General features: G+C 48.5%; 14 protein-coding genes. 3 read left to right on the forward strand and 11 right to left on the reverse strand.

Features of this window, described 5'->3' with window-relative positions:
- Position 1: 1 nt before the first annotated feature.
- The 8 genes from DET62_RS07870 to rplU form a co-directional block, all read right to left on the reverse strand.
- Positions 2-1,147: an ABC transporter permease gene (locus DET62_RS07870; protein WP_110013604.1), complete on the reverse strand. Its 1,146-nt coding sequence runs from the start codon at positions 1,145-1,147 to the stop codon at positions 2-4.
- Positions 1,147-1,881, reverse strand: coding sequence for an ATP-binding cassette domain-containing protein (locus DET62_RS07875; protein WP_110013603.1), 735 nt, complete (start codon positions 1,879-1,881; stop codon positions 1,147-1,149). Before DET62_RS07875 ends, DET62_RS07870 begins: the two co-directional genes overlap by 1 nt.
- 3 nt (positions 1,882-1,884) lie before the next feature.
- Positions 1,885-3,330, reverse strand: a complete 1,446-nt coding sequence (locus tag DET62_RS07880; protein ID WP_110013602.1) for an alpha/beta hydrolase — start codon at positions 3,328-3,330, stop codon at positions 1,885-1,887.
- A 147-nt stretch (positions 3,331-3,477) separates the two neighbouring features.
- Entirely contained in the window at positions 3,478-3,852 is a 375-nt protein-coding gene (locus tag DET62_RS07885) for a DUF3718 domain-containing protein (RefSeq protein WP_110013601.1), read from the reverse strand.
- Positions 3,853-3,962: 110 nt separating this feature from the next.
- Entirely contained in the window at positions 3,963-4,463 is a 501-nt protein-coding gene (gene folA, locus DET62_RS07890; protein WP_110013600.1) for a type 3 dihydrofolate reductase, read from the reverse strand.
- 71 nt (positions 4,464-4,534) lie between these two features.
- Entirely contained in the window at positions 4,535-5,692 is a 1,158-nt protein-coding gene (gene cgtA, locus DET62_RS07895; protein WP_034818493.1) for an Obg family GTPase CgtA, read from the reverse strand.
- Between the two features lie 116 nt (positions 5,693-5,808).
- On the reverse strand, positions 5,809-6,066 hold the full coding sequence (gene rpmA / locus DET62_RS07900; RefSeq protein ID WP_011233737.1) for a 50S ribosomal protein L27: 258 nt from the start codon (positions 6,064-6,066) through the stop codon (positions 5,809-5,811).
- 15 nt (positions 6,067-6,081) lie between these two features.
- Positions 6,082-6,393 (reverse strand): 50S ribosomal protein L21, encoded by a 312-nt coding sequence (gene rplU / locus DET62_RS07905; protein WP_011233736.1) that lies wholly within the window; start codon positions 6,391-6,393, stop codon positions 6,082-6,084.
- A 192-nt stretch (positions 6,394-6,585) separates the two neighbouring features.
- Here rplU and ispB point away from each other — a divergent pair, with 192 nt between their 5' ends.
- Positions 6,586-7,557 carry an octaprenyl diphosphate synthase gene (gene ispB, locus DET62_RS07910; protein WP_110013656.1) on the forward strand — a complete coding sequence of 324 codons (972 nt, stop codon included), beginning with the start codon at positions 6,586-6,588 and terminating at the stop codon, positions 7,555-7,557.
- Positions 7,558-8,087: 530 nt separating this feature from the next.
- Here the strand turns inward: ispB and mdh are convergent.
- Entirely contained in the window at positions 8,088-9,020 is a 933-nt protein-coding gene (mdh, locus tag DET62_RS07915) for a malate dehydrogenase (RefSeq protein WP_011233733.1), read from the reverse strand.
- Between the two features lie 187 nt (positions 9,021-9,207).
- On the opposite strand from mdh, the gene argR reads away from it, so the two are divergent.
- Complete coding sequence (gene argR, locus DET62_RS07920; RefSeq protein WP_011233732.1) at positions 9,208-9,681, forward strand: transcriptional regulator ArgR; 474 nt, start codon at positions 9,208-9,210, stop codon at positions 9,679-9,681.
- On the opposite strand, the gene DET62_RS07925 is transcribed toward argR, so the two are convergent.
- Positions 9,657-10,622: a Dyp-type peroxidase gene (locus DET62_RS07925; protein WP_110013599.1), complete on the reverse strand. Its 966-nt coding sequence runs from the start codon at positions 10,620-10,622 to the stop codon at positions 9,657-9,659. The genes argR and DET62_RS07925 overlap by 25 nt on opposite strands.
- 116 nt (positions 10,623-10,738) lie before the next feature.
- Between DET62_RS07925 and DET62_RS07930 the strand changes: the two genes are divergently transcribed.
- Complete coding sequence (locus tag DET62_RS07930) at positions 10,739-12,481, forward strand: DUF885 domain-containing protein (protein ID WP_110013598.1); 1,743 nt, start codon at positions 10,739-10,741, stop codon at positions 12,479-12,481.
- Positions 12,482-12,915: 434 nt separating this feature from the next.
- On the opposite strand, the gene acnB is transcribed toward DET62_RS07930, so the two are convergent.
- Positions 12,916-15,504, reverse strand: a complete 2,589-nt coding sequence (gene acnB / locus DET62_RS07935; RefSeq protein ID WP_110013597.1) for a bifunctional aconitate hydratase 2/2-methylisocitrate dehydratase — start codon at positions 15,502-15,504, stop codon at positions 12,916-12,918.
- Between the last annotated feature and the right edge of the window lie 50 nt (positions 15,505-15,554).

The following is a 15,554-nucleotide window of genomic DNA, read 5'->3' on the forward strand; positions in this document are numbered from 1 at the left end:
GCTACAGGCCGAAGACGATTTTTTCGCTTTTGAGCATTCGGGCTATGTATTTCATTAGCAGCAATGCCGCTGCCAGGGTGGCAATTGCGCTGATGACCGTTCCCATGACATTCACGTTCTCACCGCGTATCAGTGACAGAAAAGCCTGATGCTGACCGGTTAGCGGGAGATAGTAGAGAATTGGATTTTTAAGCCGTGCAAATTCGACACCGAATGACGCTGCCATGGGAATAATCAATAAGAAGCTGATGTAGGTTTGTGCTTCTTTAAAGTTTTTAGCGCGGAAGGACACGAACAATTGCAGCGCGGTCGCAAGCAAAGCCAGCGGTACCAGCAAAACAAACATCAGTACCATCATACCTACGCTAAAGTTCACGTTCATGCCTATTTCGTGTAGTGGAACGTAGGCAAATATAATGGGTATGAGTACCAGTGACAGTATTGCGCCAAACAATGAGAAGGTTGTTGCGGTCAGTGCTTTACCGGTAACAATGTCCCAGGTGCTTAGCGGTTGACTCAACAAAAATTCCAGTGAGTTACGCTCGCGTTCACCAGCACTAATATCGATAGCGACATTCATGCCAGACCAGAACACGGACAAAATAATAAACACCAGCACACTGCCCATAATCAAGGCCGCTTTTGAACCCCGGGTTGCCAGGTCCTGTTTTTGCAGTTGCACCGGTTGCATGACACGCGGATCAACACCCCGTAATGTCAACCGGTAAGCCGCTATTTGACTTGAGTAAGCCTGCACTGCTTGCTCAACACGTTTAATCTCGGTTTGCTGCTTTTGTGCCGACCAGTCGGCACGCAATGTTACCTCTACCGGCTCGGCTTTACTCACATTCTCCTGCCAGTTTTCCGGTAAGGTTAATATTATCGGCGTTTCGGTTTTCGCCCACTCCCCTTCTTTGGCAACAACACCACGTTCGCTCAGAAATTCAACGAGTTGAGGGGCGTTTTCTTTGCCTTCAATGGTAATTTCAACGTCCGCTGGATCGGTCAGTTGCGTTATTAAGAAAAAGAAGGCTACCGCCATTAATAAGGGGCCGAAAAACGCATAGGACATTGCCGCTAAAACGGAGCGTTTATCACGGATAGCGTCCCGGAACTCTTTTTTCCATACAGAAGTTAATGCACTCATCAGGCTGCTATCCCCTCGTCCGTACCGATAATTTTAACGAAGGCGTCTTCCAGTTGTTGCTCGCCGGTCATATCGCAAAGTTCCTGTGGTGTTCCTTCAGCCGCAACTTTGCCTTTTGCCATAACCACCACTCGGTCACATAGCGCAGCAACTTCCTGCATAACGTGGCTGGAAAACAAGATACAGGTACCCTGAGCGCGTTGCTCGCGCAGCACATCCCTTAAAATTCGGGTACTCATAACGTCCAGACCGCGGCTGGGCTCATCAAGAATCAAGTGCTTTGGGCTGTGTACTAAAGCCTGAGCCAGTGCAACTTTCATCCGCTGGCCTTGTGAAAACCCTGCCGTGCGGCGGTCTGCAAGCTCTTTAATATCCAGCTTTTCTATCACCTTCTCAACCGCCTGCTTTTGCTCCGTGCCTTTTAGCCCGTGTAAACCGGCGAAATACGCTACTTGCTCGCGCACGGTTAAACGTTCGTATAAGCCGAACTTATCAGGAAATATACCGAGGTTACGGCGTGCACCAATAGGGTTTTGGTTGGCATCAACACCTTCAATCTCAGCCTTGCCCGTATCAGCCTGCAATAGCCCGTAAATAATCCGCAGACAAGTGGTCTTCCCGGCTCCGTTTGGTCCAAGAAGACCAGTGATTTGGCCGTCTTTTGCCTGAAAAGAGAGTGAGTCCAGCGCTTGCACATTTTTGAATGTTTTTGTCAGTGCATCTACGTTTATCATTATTTATAGCCCCGCTGCATTTTGGTTCAGCACAAATGGCTTAAGCCTTTGCTCTTCCAGGCAGCTACCTTCAATATTCTCGATAGAACCTTGCTCGATAAAGTCTGCAATAAGTGTATTAGCACAGGTATGGCTAGCAATAGTATGTCCCGCGTTAGGGGCTACCAGGTGTTTGCTGTTAGGTAAGGTTCTATGAGCCATTTCGCCCCATTCGGGAGGAGTAACCGGGTCCAGTTCACCCGATAACAGCAGTACCGGTTTATCACTGACAACAGGATCGGACCAGTAAGCAGGGACACTTGATGACTGCCAGCCCGCACACATATCAACAAAGGCATCACCTGTTCGGCTACCAATAAACTGATTGTTACCGTCCTGCGCAAAAAGCTCCGGAGTAGCCCGGGGTAAATCTTCGCCACACACAACCGACAGCATAAGTCCGAGGTAAATACTGTTCTGCGACATAGTACCGCCCATCAAACCCAGTATGGCGTGGTAGTTTCCTGCAGCTGCAGAATGAATGGCATAGGGCAATAACTGACGAGTATTGGGGTGATATAAGGCAACACGGATAATTGAACTAAAACGCCCGGGAGTCAGTTTTATTTCCAGCGGCTCAAACGACAGAGGATCCCGCGTTTCTAGCAGAATGTCTCCGGTTTCCAGCTCATTCATCACCTCATAATATTCTTGCTCGAGGTTAGGGAACTTCTCGTGGCAGGGGCTTTGTTCTGAACAATCTTTTAGCATTTCGTCAAACGCATTGGCTCCGTGTTGACCAAAGGGCCCAATAATTACCTGAGGCGGGGCCACAGCATCGAGCGTAGCCGTACGAACCGAAGTAGGCGCTTCACGTAAATAAGTTAGCCCGACACGCGTTCCGTAAGAGCCTCCATAAAGGTTGAGTTGCTCTATACCTAAATGTTCACGTACCCGTTCAAAGTCTTTTACGGCGTTAACGGTATGATATTGCGTTGTATCTGTATCGGGATACTGTTCCTGACATTCACGACTCAGGGCTCTAAGATCCTGCTCGTCGTCAGCACGTATCAATTCATCAGGACGTTCAATATCGCATTCAAGCGGATGACTTTTGCCCGTGCCACGCTGATCAATTAGAAGGATATCGCGTTTCTGACGCACCGCTTCGAACATACGCGCTATCATCGGAGTTAATTCGGTAGCGGCCTGCCCCGGCCCTCCGGCCAGAATGAGCATAGGATCGGCTTGCGAACCTTCCTGAACAGCCGGAAGAATAGCGTAGTAAATACCAATATGCTTACCGTCCGGTTGTTCGTAGTTTTCAGGGACTGAAACTGTGCCACAGTGCAGTTTCTCTTGCACACCCGGCAAATAACAGCTCGAAGCTTCGTTTGATTTTGTCTGTGCCTGACTGCTGAGCGGTACCAGACCCAGTAACAGTAGCGATAATGCCATCCATCGTTTCATAGCGATTCCGTTTATATATGCAACGGATCCATTGTCGTAGAGAACAGGGGAGAATTACAAGGTAAGTCACTGATTGATTTGTTAGAAGATGTAAAAAAGCCTGCAAAAATTGCAGGCTTTTAGAGAGTAACTTTATTAGTACCTAACTTATAGGCCAGCGCGATCTTTAATTGCTACTGCAATTGCGCTACTGCCATGACCATTAGACTGTGCCCATTCGTAGTCGCCAGAAGCTTTCAGTTCGTCTACGGACAAGCGACCAACAATGAACTCACCAATGTCTTGTGAACCATTCGACATGGCAAATTGCAATAAGCTTTGACCATTGCACTGAATTCCAGTGTAAATATCACGTACACGAACGCGAGCATCACGTAATTTTTTACGCATACGCATGGTGTCATCACCCTGTACGTATGTGCACAAGCTTAAGGCTAATTCATTTGCCTCTGCGCTCTTTGAAAAAGTTACGCCTGTTGCCGCAACGGCAGCCATCATGGTGCCTAATACAATTGCTTTCATCTAAAACCCCATCACAAGATTGTTCAAAAATTCATCAAGATGATACTACGAACTCAAGCTTGCTGCAATGGCTTAAAATTCATGTAAGTTACTGAATTTATAACTTCTTATTAACTTAATCTGTCGAAAATAAGAGTACTAAAGTTATGGGAGTTGCGCTCATCAGCGGCAAAGTTTTGCCGCTCTACCTCTCGCCAGTCGGCGACTTGATGGTAATCAGGAAAGTAAGTATCACCCTCAACATTTAGGTCTATTTTAGTAACATATAGTCGGTCTGCGAGGGGTAAAAATTTCTCATAAATTTTTCCTCCGCCAATCACCATTAGTTCATCAACTGGACCAGCAGCGGCTATTGCCTGTTGCACCCCAGACACCCAAATCACCTGACTGTCCTGATTTTCCGAACGATCCGTTCGACGGCTTAGAACGATATTCTTGCGGCCGGGCAAAGGACGACCAATTGACTCAAAAGTCCGGCGCCCCATAACAATTGGCTTACCTAAGGTAATTTTTTTGAAATATTGCAACTCGTCCGGCAGGTGCCATGGCATTTTGTTATCTTTTCCAATAACCCGATTATCGGCCATAGCAACCACGAGTGATATTTTCATTCGGCGATATCCTTAATGCGTAGCCTGACGCTTACGTCAGGACCAAGACCTCACCTGACATCAATGTCAGGCTACTTCTGATAAATAACTTCGACGTCGTGATCATCGTCATCGTCGTCGTCATCTTCGTCATCCATCTCTTCTTCAAGAACTTCTTCGTGGTAAGTGTCCCACATGAACTCAACCGGGTCGGCTTCTTCATGCTGCTCAGTGTCAGGTGCTGGCAATGTTTCAAGATAAGACATTACCTCACGACAAAGCGCGTCGCTGCCACGCCCTTCCAGAGCTGCGATTTGGAACACCGGGCCGTCCCAGTTCAGAGATTTAACCAGCTCGTCTACTTTCTCCTGAACCTCTTCGTCCAGCAGCAAGTCGACTTTATTGATGACCAGCCAGCGTGGCTTTTCAGCCAGTTTCGGGCTGTATTTTTCCAGCTCGTTGATAATAATACGCGCCTGCTCGGCAGGGTCGGTTTCATCAAACGGGGCTAAATCTACCAAGTGCAGTAATAAACGGCAACGCTCTAAATGTTTTAGGAATTGTATGCCTAGTCCAGCACCTTCGGCCGCGCCTTCAATAAGACCGGGGATATCGGCAATAACAAAACTCTGATGCGGAGCGGGACGCACAACACCCAGGTTTGGTATCAGGGTGGTAAACGGATAGTCGGCCACTTTAGGGCGTGCTGCGGAAACCGAGCGAATAAAAGTCGATTTACCGGCATTCGGCATACCCAGCAAACCAACATCAGCCAACAACATCAGTTCCAGTTTTAGCGGGCGTACTTCGCCAGGAGTACCATCGGTTTTTTGTCGTGGCGCACGGTTTATACTGCTTTTAAAACGCGTATTACCCAGACCATGGAAACCACCTTTGGCTACCATTAAACGTTGACCATGTTTCGTCAAATCGCCAAGAACTTCGCCAGTATCAATATCGGTAGCGCGGGTACCAGGAGGAACCGGCAGCACGATGTCGTTACCGCGCCTGCCCGTACAGTTTTTGCCCATACCGTTTTTACCGCGTTCAGCTTTATGAAAACGTTCAAAACGATAATCGATAAGGGTATTCAGGTTCTCGTCTGCTTCTAGATAGACATCACCGCCGTCGCCACCATCGCCGCCGTCAGGGCCGCCTTTGGGAATATATTTTTCGCGACGGAAACTGATACAACCATTACCACCGTCACCCGCGTCTACGCGGATTTCTACTTCATCAACGAATTTCATCGCAATCTGCTACTTATCACTTATAGAATACTGTGCAAAATTCTAGCACATATGAAAAAGCCCCGCCGTAAGGCAGGGCTTTCAGAACCGAAACTTTTCAGTTTATGTTCGCATTATTAGTCAGTAATAACGCTCACAAATTTACGGTTTTTGCTGCCCTTCACATCAAAAGACACTTTGCCTTCTGAGGTTGCAAACAATGTGTGGTCTTTACCAATACCAACGTTCGCACCAGCGTGGAACTTAGTACCACGTTGACGAACCAGGATGTTGCCTGCTAACACAGACTCACCACCGAAGCGCTTAACACCGAGACGTTTACTCTCTGAGTCGCGACCGTTTTTAGTAGAACCACCAGCCTTTTTATGTGCCATGTCGTTACTCCTTAATTAGCTGTTGATACCAGTGATTTTCACTTCCGTGAACCACTGACGATGGCCTTGTTGACGGCGAGAATGCTTACGACGACGGAACTTAACGATTTTAATTTTATCGCCACGACCGTGATCAATCACTTCCGCTTTCACTTTACCACCGGACACGAACGGAGCACCGATGTTTACATCGTTGCCGTCAGAAACCATCAAAACCTGGTCGAATTCAACTACATCACCGGTAGCTGCTTCCAGTTTTTCCAGGCGGACGATTTGGCCTTCAGACACACGGTGCTGCTTACCGCCACTTTGGAATACTGCGTACATATTATTCTCCACAACCCTATTGGGCATCCAAATTCAAATCAGGGCGCGAATTGTACGTAATCCAGTCAGCGATCGCAACCCTTAATTTGAACTTAAAAGCGGCACCGCTTACCGCGGATTGAGTTTCCGCTCTGCTATAAATAGTGTACCATCTGTTTTCCGTTAAATTTTGTAAATAAACAGATATCTATGATGGATATGCAGTCCATTAACGCATTAGCCAAAGACGACATGCTTGGTGTTAATGCATTAATAGGTGAACAACTTCAATCGGATGTTGCCTTAATTAACCAGTTAGGCCTTTATATTGTCAACAGTGGCGGTAAACGCTTACGGCCGCTGCTAGCCATATTAGCTTGTCGGGCTCTGGGTTATGAAGGTAACGATCACCGCAAACTTGCTACGATTATCGAGTTTATTCATACCGCGACTCTGCTTCACGACGACGTCGTTGATGAATCGGAACTGCGCCGCGGACGCAAAACCGCCAACGCAGTGTTCGGTAATGAAGCCAGCGTACTCGTTGGTGACTTCCTTTATACCCGCGCCTTCCAGTTAATGGTCGATTTAGACTCCCTGCGGATTCTGCGTATTTTAGCGGACGCCACCAACATCATTTCTGAAGGCGAAGTCTTACAGTTAATGAACTGTAACGACCCGGATACTTCAGAAGCCAGCTACTTTAATGTTATTTACGGCAAAACCGCCAAGTTGTTTGAAGCAGCTACCGAGTTAGCCGGTGTACTAACCGCACAAGACGAAAAGGTGACTCAGCAACTGGCTGATTACGGTCGTTACCTGGGTACCGCGTTTCAGCTAGTAGATGATTTAATGGATTACACCGCGGACAGCGAATCTATGGGCAAAAATGCGGGTGATGACTTAGCGGAAGGTAAGCCCACACTGCCGTTGTTATACGCTATGTGGCACGGCAACGAAGTAGAACAAAAGCTGATTCGCGAAGCCATTGAGCAAGGCGACGGACGTGAGCACTTACAAACCGTGCTGACCGCTATGGAACGAACGGGAGCATTGCAGTACACCCGCGACAAAGCCTTAGAAGCCGCCGAACAAGCGCGTGAATCCCTAAGTGAACTCCCCGACTCCGACTACAAACAAGCCCTGCTCACCCTAACCCACCTTGCAGTCGACCGAGTGGCGTAAGAAATGCCTTGGGGGAGCGGGTTCTGTTTCGGAGGACGCCCGTGAATACATCCCTGTAGGGCTTGGGTAGCGCCATCCATGGCGCTACACACCTCCGAAACACAACCCTTCCCGCTTTAGGCATTTCCAATAAGCATCCATGGCCTTCGACACTCCGCCATAGAAACCTTCAACACTCGTAACGCTCGCAATCCAACAGCCTGCCCCATCAACCATTTCCGTAGCCTGATGTTCACATCAGGTGAGATATTTGAACATTGAACCTGACGTGAACGTCAGGCTACATACCTTTCAGCAAGTAGCATGCAGATATTGGGGTTGGTCAGTATTGGCGATACGCCATTGTGGGTTATCTGGAGAAAGTGCTGAGATAATTTTCAGCAAGTAGCGTGGAAATGTTGGGGCGGCTATTACAGGAGCGTCGAAGGCCAGGGACGGCCTTCGTCGAGCGCTCATGGATGAGCTTGTAGCGTCTCCTGTAATAGCCGCCCCAATATTTTCAAAAGCGGACTGCTGAAAGTTATTTCAGCTTAGCTGGCGAAGTCGATGCCAGTTTGGATGTCGCCTTTCAGGCCGTCTAGCATTTCGTCCATGCATTTTTGTTCGAATGCACTGAGTTTGCCGTAAGACAGGATTTCTTCTGCGCCGTTTTTGCCTAAGCGTACTGGCTGCGCGAAGAACTTAGCGTTGTCGCCCGGGCCTTCTACGTAGGTGCACTCGATAGTGTCCTGACCTTGCAGGCCTTTCAGCAGTGACAAGGCAAAGCGTGCTGCTGCCTGACCCATAGAAAGGGTTGCTGAACCACCGCCAGCTTTGGCTTCAACTACTTCGGTACCTGCGTTCTGGATACGGTGAGTTAAGTCTTTGATTTCTTGCTCTGTAAACTCAACGCCTTCAACCTGAGACAGCAATGGCAAAATGGTTGTGCCGCTATGCCCACCGATAACTGGTACATTAACGTTTTCCGGGTTCAGACCACGCAACTCACCAACAAAGGCTTCTGAACGGATAACGTCCAGCGTAGTAACACCGAACAGTTTACGCTTATCGTAGCAGCCTGCTTTTTTCAGGACTTCGGCAGCGATTGGAACCGTGGTGTTTACTGGGTTAGTAATGATGCCAACACAGGCGTTAGGGCAGTTGTCTGCAACGCCTTGCACTAGGTTTTTAACGATGCCGGCGTTCATGTTGAACAGGTCAGAGCGATCCATACCCGGCTTACGTGGTACGCCGGCAGGAATCAATACGATGTCGCTGCCAACTAATGCTGATGCTAAGTCGTCTTTACCGAAGCCTGTTACTTTCACGTCGGTAGGGATATGACTTAAGTCAACCGCCACACCTGGAACTACTGGCGCAACGTCATACAACGATAATTCTGAACCTGCTGGTAATTGGGTTTTCAGAAGTAATGACAATGCCTGGCCGATACCACCGGCCGCACCTAATACGGCTACTTTCATCTCAGACTCCGTTTTTGTTGGTCAATTTAAACTGCTTAAAAATGCAGAATTTGGGGCAAAACTGTACTCCTATATCAATAAAAATACAACTTTGCGCGATACACATTCAGCACTCGAATAGCGCATCTTTATGCAGTACACTGTCTATTATTATAGCACGTAAACAGCATAGGAATTTGACACTCACATGGTGCAGGACACGTTACTCGAAGCTTTTAAAACTTTGCTCCGCGAAGAGCGTTATGGCTCTCAAGGGGAAATTGTTAACGCCTTAAAAGCCGAGGGCTTTGATAACATTAGCCAGTCTAAAGTGTCGCGCATGCTGAGTAAGCAAGGAGCGGTTCGTACCCGCAATGCGAAACAGGAAATGGTCTACTGTTTACCGCCTGATTTAGCCGTGCCTTCCACCCGGGCACCATTAAGCCAGCTTGTACTGGATATTCAGCATAATGATGTGATGGTCATTATTCGCACAAGTCCGGGCGCCGCTCAGTTAATTGCGCGGTTGCTGGACTCGGTCGGTAAAAAAGAAGGTGTACTTGGCACTATTGCTGGTGACGACACGATTTTTATTGCACCGCTTAAAGTTGCTGATATTGAATTCACTCTGCGAAAAGTACGCGAGCTGTTTGCGAATCAGGCGGTACTGCCCTCTTCATAATCCGCTATGTCTTCGGCAACTTCTTTGTTCGCTTCCATAAAGCGCATTGAAGGAACAAAAAAACCTGAGCTGGACACGGCTTGTGAGTAATCTAGTAAAGGGTCGTAAGCTCCCTGTTCGTCGGCGTAATAACGGTTCTTTAGCCACTGAACAACCATTTTAGGCGAATGGCTAAAATACATTGCCAGAAGCCCCTGTTCGCGCAAGTCGCCCCAGGGCATATTCTGCCGCAATAGTGGAATAGGCTGTTCGCTACTATCAATTAAGCGACTTTTCGCAGCGTGAGTGACACCTTCTATTTTGGCTTCTGATAAACGTTCACCAGATACTTTCTCGCGTCCCATTAGCAGTTCCTGCTTTTCAGGGCCTAAGTAGTCCCAACGACGCAAGTCATGCCGAAACTTCTGTACGAATAAGTAGCTGCCGTCGACAAAGTCCGCATCGTCCTGCGCCTCAACTAAAGCGACTTTACGCTTGCGCATACCCCGCGGGTTATCCGGCGCATCGATAAAGCCGGTTAAGTCGCGGCCGTCCAGATAACGAAAGGAACGGATTTGCTCAGCCACTTCAATGTCGTAGCCAAACCATTCCATTAACGTGCGTCCCGCCAAGTAGTTAGCGTCAAAACGATCACAACGAATCTGTATAACAAGATCATAGGGGTGTCTTGGCGCTTCACGGTCGCCATCGCTGAGCTCGGGAAAAGCCTGCAAGTGAAGCGGTCGCTTATGCGGATAAAGAATATCCCAGTAGTCCGCCCCTATGCCAACAAAGCCTGTTAACATGCCTTCAGAGAAACGGGCGTCAAGATCGCGTAAAATTGCTGGAAAACGAGCTAACTTGCGACGTAAACTTTCAACGTCGTCGCTCATGACATGACAAAACAACGTCAGACCATGCAGATTAGGTTCCGCGTAGACTCCTGACTGAGCTTTATCCACCCTATTCTCCCATTTAACTGTTATTTTTGTGGGTTCGTTCTATTCGCTTTTACATTAATTAGCGTAAGAGGCATTATAGAATGCCTGTATTCGTTATGACACCGCAAGGAAAAATCATGCGCAATCTGATACTTATTTTTGGTTTGCTGGGCGTTACTGCCTGCACCACCACAGCTGATAACCAAACCCAGCGTAGCAGCACACAGCAACTGAGCCCTGCTGCCGAGTTTCATCAGCTGGCTGACACTATCTGGGAAGAACTGAATAAGTCCAGCGATACTGAGCTGACCGATATGTCACCGGAGGCGTTAGAAAAACGCTATCAACAACGCTCAAAGTGGCTCGAACAGCTTAACGCCGTTAACCTTAACGCGCTTAGCCGGGATGACCAAATTAATCATGCGATGATCCATTATACGTTAAAAAATAAAGTAGATGAGTATCGTTTTAAAGCACACTACATGCCATTGACAGCAGAGGGTAGTTTCCATAGTTCTCTTGCTTTTATGCCATCGTACACCTCGTTCTCTTCGGCTGAAGATTATCAGAATTACATTGCGAAACTGCGTTCCATTCCTCGTTACATGGAACAACAAACGCATTGGTTACGTAAGGCGATAGAAGAAGGTTATACCCAGCCAGCTGCCGCAATGGCGGGCTTTGAAGAGAGTATACTGGCCTACATTGTACAGGACGCTGATCAAAGCGTTTATTTCTCGCCGTTTTCCGAACAACCGGGCTTTATTAATGACGAGCAATGGAAGCAACTAAAAGAAGATGCCTTAACAGCCATTGACCAGCAAGTCATGCCGGCGTATGACGACTACTTCAACTTTATGGTCACCGAGTATCTTCCAAATGCACGTGAAACCGTTGGTGCCAGCGAACTGCCGAATGGCGACGCTTTTTATCAAAACCGTATTAAACATTACACTACGTTAGATTTAACTGCGGATGAAATTCACCAAATTGGTCTACAGGAAGTGGCGCGTATTCGTGGTGAAATGCTGGAAGCTATTGAAGCAAGCGGGTTTGATGGCAGCTTTGATGAGTTCGTCGAGTTCTTACGTACCGACGACCAGTTCTATCCGGAAACCGCAGAAGAATTGCTGCATTACGCTGCCTGGATAGCAAAAAAGATGGATGGCGAATTACCCAAGCTGTTCAAGACCCTACCACGGAAGCCATACGGCATTGCCCCGGTTCCTGAAGAAATAGCACCGAAATACACCACAGGTCGCTATTCTGGAACGAATCGCGACGACCGCGCCGGTTTCTACTGGGTCAATACCTACGCACTGGATCGCCGTCCGTTATATCAGATGGAAGCGCTGACATTGCACGAAGCCGTTCCGGGTCATCATTTACAAAACGCTATTGCCGGCGAGTTGGAAGATTTACCAGAGTACCGCCAGCAAACCTATATTTCTGCGTTTGGTGAAGGTTGGGGTCTGTACTCTGAGTACTTAGGTCTGGAAGCCGGTTTCTATGAAGACCCTTACAGCAACTTTGGTCGTTTAAGCTACGAAATGTGGCGCGCGGCGCGCTTAGTGGTGGATACCGGTATGCATGCCAAAGGCTGGAGCCGTGAACGCGCAATGGACTTTATGGCCAACAACACCGCGTTGTCACTGCATAACGTGAAAACCGAAATTGACCGTTACATTACCTGGCCTGCGCAGGCACTTTCGTACAAGTTGGGCGAACTGACCATTAAGCGTTTGCGTGCAGAAGCCGAGCAACAGCTGGGTGATAAGTTCGATATTCGTGAGTTCCACGATGCGGTACTGGAAAACGGCAGCGTGCCACTGAAAGTACTAGAACAACACATCAACGACTGGATTGCTGAGCAGAAATAGAACAGCCCCCCGCTATCAGGTAGGGGCAGGTTATTCACTTATTTCGCTTGAGCATTGAGTACTTCTGTGACGGAGACGCTACGAGCTCATCCATGAGGGCTTGACGAAGGCCATCCATGGCCTTCGACACTCCGCCACAGAAGTACTCAACACTCATAACGCTCATAAGTGAAGAACCTGCCCCTTTCTTACGCACCCGCTAATCTTTCTTTTTCCTCACTAAGAGACAGTATCCCACCTGATGTGAACATCAGGCTACTGAATATCGGACACAAAAAAACCGCCGAAGCGGTTTTATAAATTGCTAATGAGTGCGATCAACGGTTGCGAGGACTCTTAACGAGGTGTGCAGCGCCATGGATGGCGCTGCCCAAGCCCTACAGGGAAGTACTTGCGGGCGTCCTCGTAAAGAGTCCTTGCAACCTAAGCACTCATTAAGCCACGTTGATGGTTGGGATGATGTTTTCCTTGGCCGCTTTTTCTGCGTCGCGGAAGGCATCCATCTGGTCGAAATTCAGGTATTTATAGACTTCGCCAGCCATCGAATTGATGTCCTGTGCGTACTCCAGGTATTCTTCCGGAGTTGGCAGACGACCCACAATTGCACCGACAGCGGCAAGCTCTGCAGAGGTCAGGTAAACGTTAGCGCCATCACCCAAACGGTTCGGGAAGTTACGGGTTGAGGTAGACAGCACCGTTGCGCCCGGTTCTACCCGTGCCTGGTTACCCATACACAGCGAACAACCCGGCATTTCGGTACGCACGCCATTACGCTCATAAATGTCGTAATAACCTTCAGCTTCCAGCTGCGCTTTGTCCATTTTCGTTGGTGGAGCAATCCACAAACGGGTATTTAATGGGTCAGAGTTTTTCTCTAACAATTTACCCGCCGCACGGAAGTGACCAATGTTGGTCATGCACGAACCAATGAAGACTTCATCAACGTTATTACCTGAAACTTCGCTCAGGAACTTCGCGTCATCCGGGTCGTTCGGGCAGCAAACGATAGGTTCTTTAATGTCGTTCAGGTCAATTTCGATAACCGTAGAATAGTCGGCATCTTTGTCGGCACGCGTTAGCTGCGGGTTCTCTAACCATTCTTCCATCTTACGGGCACGACGCTCCAACGTACGCGCATCGCCGTAGCCTTCGTTGATCATCCAACGCAGCATAGTGATGTTTGAACGCAGGTACTCGGCAACCGACTCTTCAGACAAATCGATGGTACAACCGGCCGCTGAACGCTCAGCAGAAGCATCAGACAATTCAAATGCCTGCTCAACGGTTAAATGATCAAGACCTTCAATTTCTAAGATACGACCTGAGAAAATGTTCTTCTTGCCACGCTTATCAACGGTCAGATGACCTTCTTTGATAGCGAATGCAGGAATGGCATGAACCAAGTCACGCAGGGTGATACCAGGCTGCATTTCGCCTTTGAAGCGCACCAATACCGATTCAGGCATGTCCAGCGGCATAACACCTGTAGCTGCGGCGAACGCGACCAGACCAGAGCCGGCCGGGAATGAAATACCCAGCGGGAAACGCGTGTGTGAGTCACCACCGGTACCAACAGTGTCTGGCAACAACATACGGTTCAACCAGCTGTGGATGATACCGTCGCCAGGACGCAAACTTACGCCGCCACGGTTCATGATAAAGTCAGGCAAGGTGTGCTGAGTTTCAACGTCAACGGGCTTAGGATAAGCGGCGGTGTGGCAGAACGACTGCATAACTAAGTCTGAGTTAAAACCAAGGCATGCCAGGTCTTTTAGTTCGTCACGAGTCATAGGACCGGTAGTGTCCTGAGAGCCGACAGTGGTCATCTTAGGTTCGCAATAAGCGCCCGGACGAACACCTTCCATACCACAAGCTTTACCGACCAACTTCTGCGCCAGCGAGAAACCTTTACCGCTGTCTGCCGGTTGCTCTGGCTTACGGAATAAGTCTGATGGACCCATGCCCAGAGATTCACGTGCTTTTTCTGTCAGGCCACGACCAATGATCAGGTTAATACGGCCACCGGCACGGACTTCATCTAAAATTACGCGAGACGCATAATCGTATTCAGCGATAATTTCGCCGGCTTCGTTCTCGATTTTGCCTTCGTATGGGTAGATAGTGATGACATCGCCCATGTTCATTTTTTCAACGTCGGCTTCAAACACCAACGCACCTGCGTCTTTCATGGTATTGAAGAAAATCGGCGCAACTTTAGATCCGATGCAGATACCGCCGGCACGTTTGTTCGGTGTGCCCGGCATGTCTTCGCCAATGTTCCACAATACGGAGTTGGTTGCCGACTTCCGTGAAGAACCGGTACCCACTACGTCGCCAACGAAGGCAACCGGGTGACCTTTTTCTTTTAATTCTTCAATTTGCTTGCCTGCATCGGTAATGCCTTCGCGTGGCATTTTGTACATCGCTTTAGCATGCAAAGGAATGTCCGGACGAGACCATGCATCTGGTGCCGGAGACAGGTCATCGGTATTGGTTTCGCCAGTCACTTTAAAGACAGTTGCTTTAATGGACTTAGCCAGCTCGTCGCTGTTGGTAAACCATTCAGCATTGGCCCAGGATTCAACCACTTCTTTCGCCAGCGCGTTACCGGCTTTCATTTTCTCTTCCACGTCGTGGAAGGCGTCGAACATTAAGATGGTTTCTTTCAGTTCTTTTGCCGCCAGTTCAGCCAGCTGAGAGTCGTCCAGCAATTCCACCAAAGTGACGATGTTGTAACCGCCGTGCATATTGCCCAACAGCTTCACTGCGTATTCTTTACTCACAACCGGACTTTCAATTTCGCCCTTAACAACGGCGCTTAAAAAGCCTGCTTTAACATAAGCCGCTTCGTCCACACCAGGTGGTACACGCTCGGCTAACAGCTCGACCAGAAAGTCTTCCTCGCCTGCTGGAGGATTTTTCAGTAATTCCACTAAATCGGCTACTTGCTCGGCATTTAATGGCTTCGGAGGGATGCCTTCTGCGGCGCGCTCTTCTACGTGCTGACGATATTCTTTAAGCACTTATAGTACCTCTCATTTGCTTGCATGAATTCTAGACGGTTCACTAGTGC

Origin of the sequence: Idiomarina sp. H2 (assembly GCF_004364275.1) — a bacterium.
In the GTDB taxonomy this organism is placed as follows: domain Bacteria; phylum Pseudomonadota; class Gammaproteobacteria; order Enterobacterales; family Alteromonadaceae; genus Idiomarina; species Idiomarina loihiensis.

What these genes read in the sequence shown, in the direction of transcription:
- cgtA (WP_034818493.1), bottom strand. Translation starts at nt 5,692, where the DNA reads ATGAAATTCGTTGATGAAGTAGAAATCCGCGTAGACGCGGGTGACGGT.
- DET62_RS07885 (WP_110013601.1), bottom strand. Translation starts at nt 3,852, where the DNA reads ATGAAAGCAATTGTATTAGGCACCATGATGGCTGCCGTTGCGGCAACA.
- DET62_RS07870 (WP_110013604.1), bottom strand. Translation starts at nt 1,147, where the DNA reads ATGAGTGCATTAACTTCTGTATGGAAAAAAGAGTTCCGGGACGCTATC.
- folA (WP_110013600.1), bottom strand. Translation starts at nt 4,463, where the DNA reads ATGAAAATATCACTCGTGGTTGCTATGGCCGATAATCGGGTTATTGGA.
- rpmA (WP_011233737.1), bottom strand. Translation starts at nt 6,066, where the DNA reads ATGGCACATAAAAAGGCTGGTGGTTCTACTAAAAACGGTCGCGACTCA.
- rplU (WP_011233736.1), bottom strand. Translation starts at nt 6,393, where the DNA reads ATGTACGCAGTATTCCAAAGTGGCGGTAAGCAGCACCGTGTGTCTGAA.
- mdh (WP_011233733.1), bottom strand. Translation starts at nt 9,020, where the DNA reads ATGAAAGTAGCCGTATTAGGTGCGGCCGGTGGTATCGGCCAGGCATTG.
- DET62_RS07875 (WP_110013603.1), bottom strand. Translation starts at nt 1,881, where the DNA reads ATGATAAACGTAGATGCACTGACAAAAACATTCAAAAATGTGCAAGCG.
- DET62_RS07930 (WP_110013598.1), top strand. Translation starts at nt 10,739, where the DNA reads ATGCGCAATCTGATACTTATTTTTGGTTTGCTGGGCGTTACTGCCTGC.
- DET62_RS07880 (WP_110013602.1), bottom strand. Translation starts at nt 3,330, where the DNA reads ATGAAACGATGGATGGCATTATCGCTACTGTTACTGGGTCTGGTACCG.
- argR (WP_011233732.1), top strand. Translation starts at nt 9,208, where the DNA reads ATGGTGCAGGACACGTTACTCGAAGCTTTTAAAACTTTGCTCCGCGAA.
- ispB (WP_110013656.1), top strand. Translation starts at nt 6,586, where the DNA reads ATGGATATGCAGTCCATTAACGCATTAGCCAAAGACGACATGCTTGGT.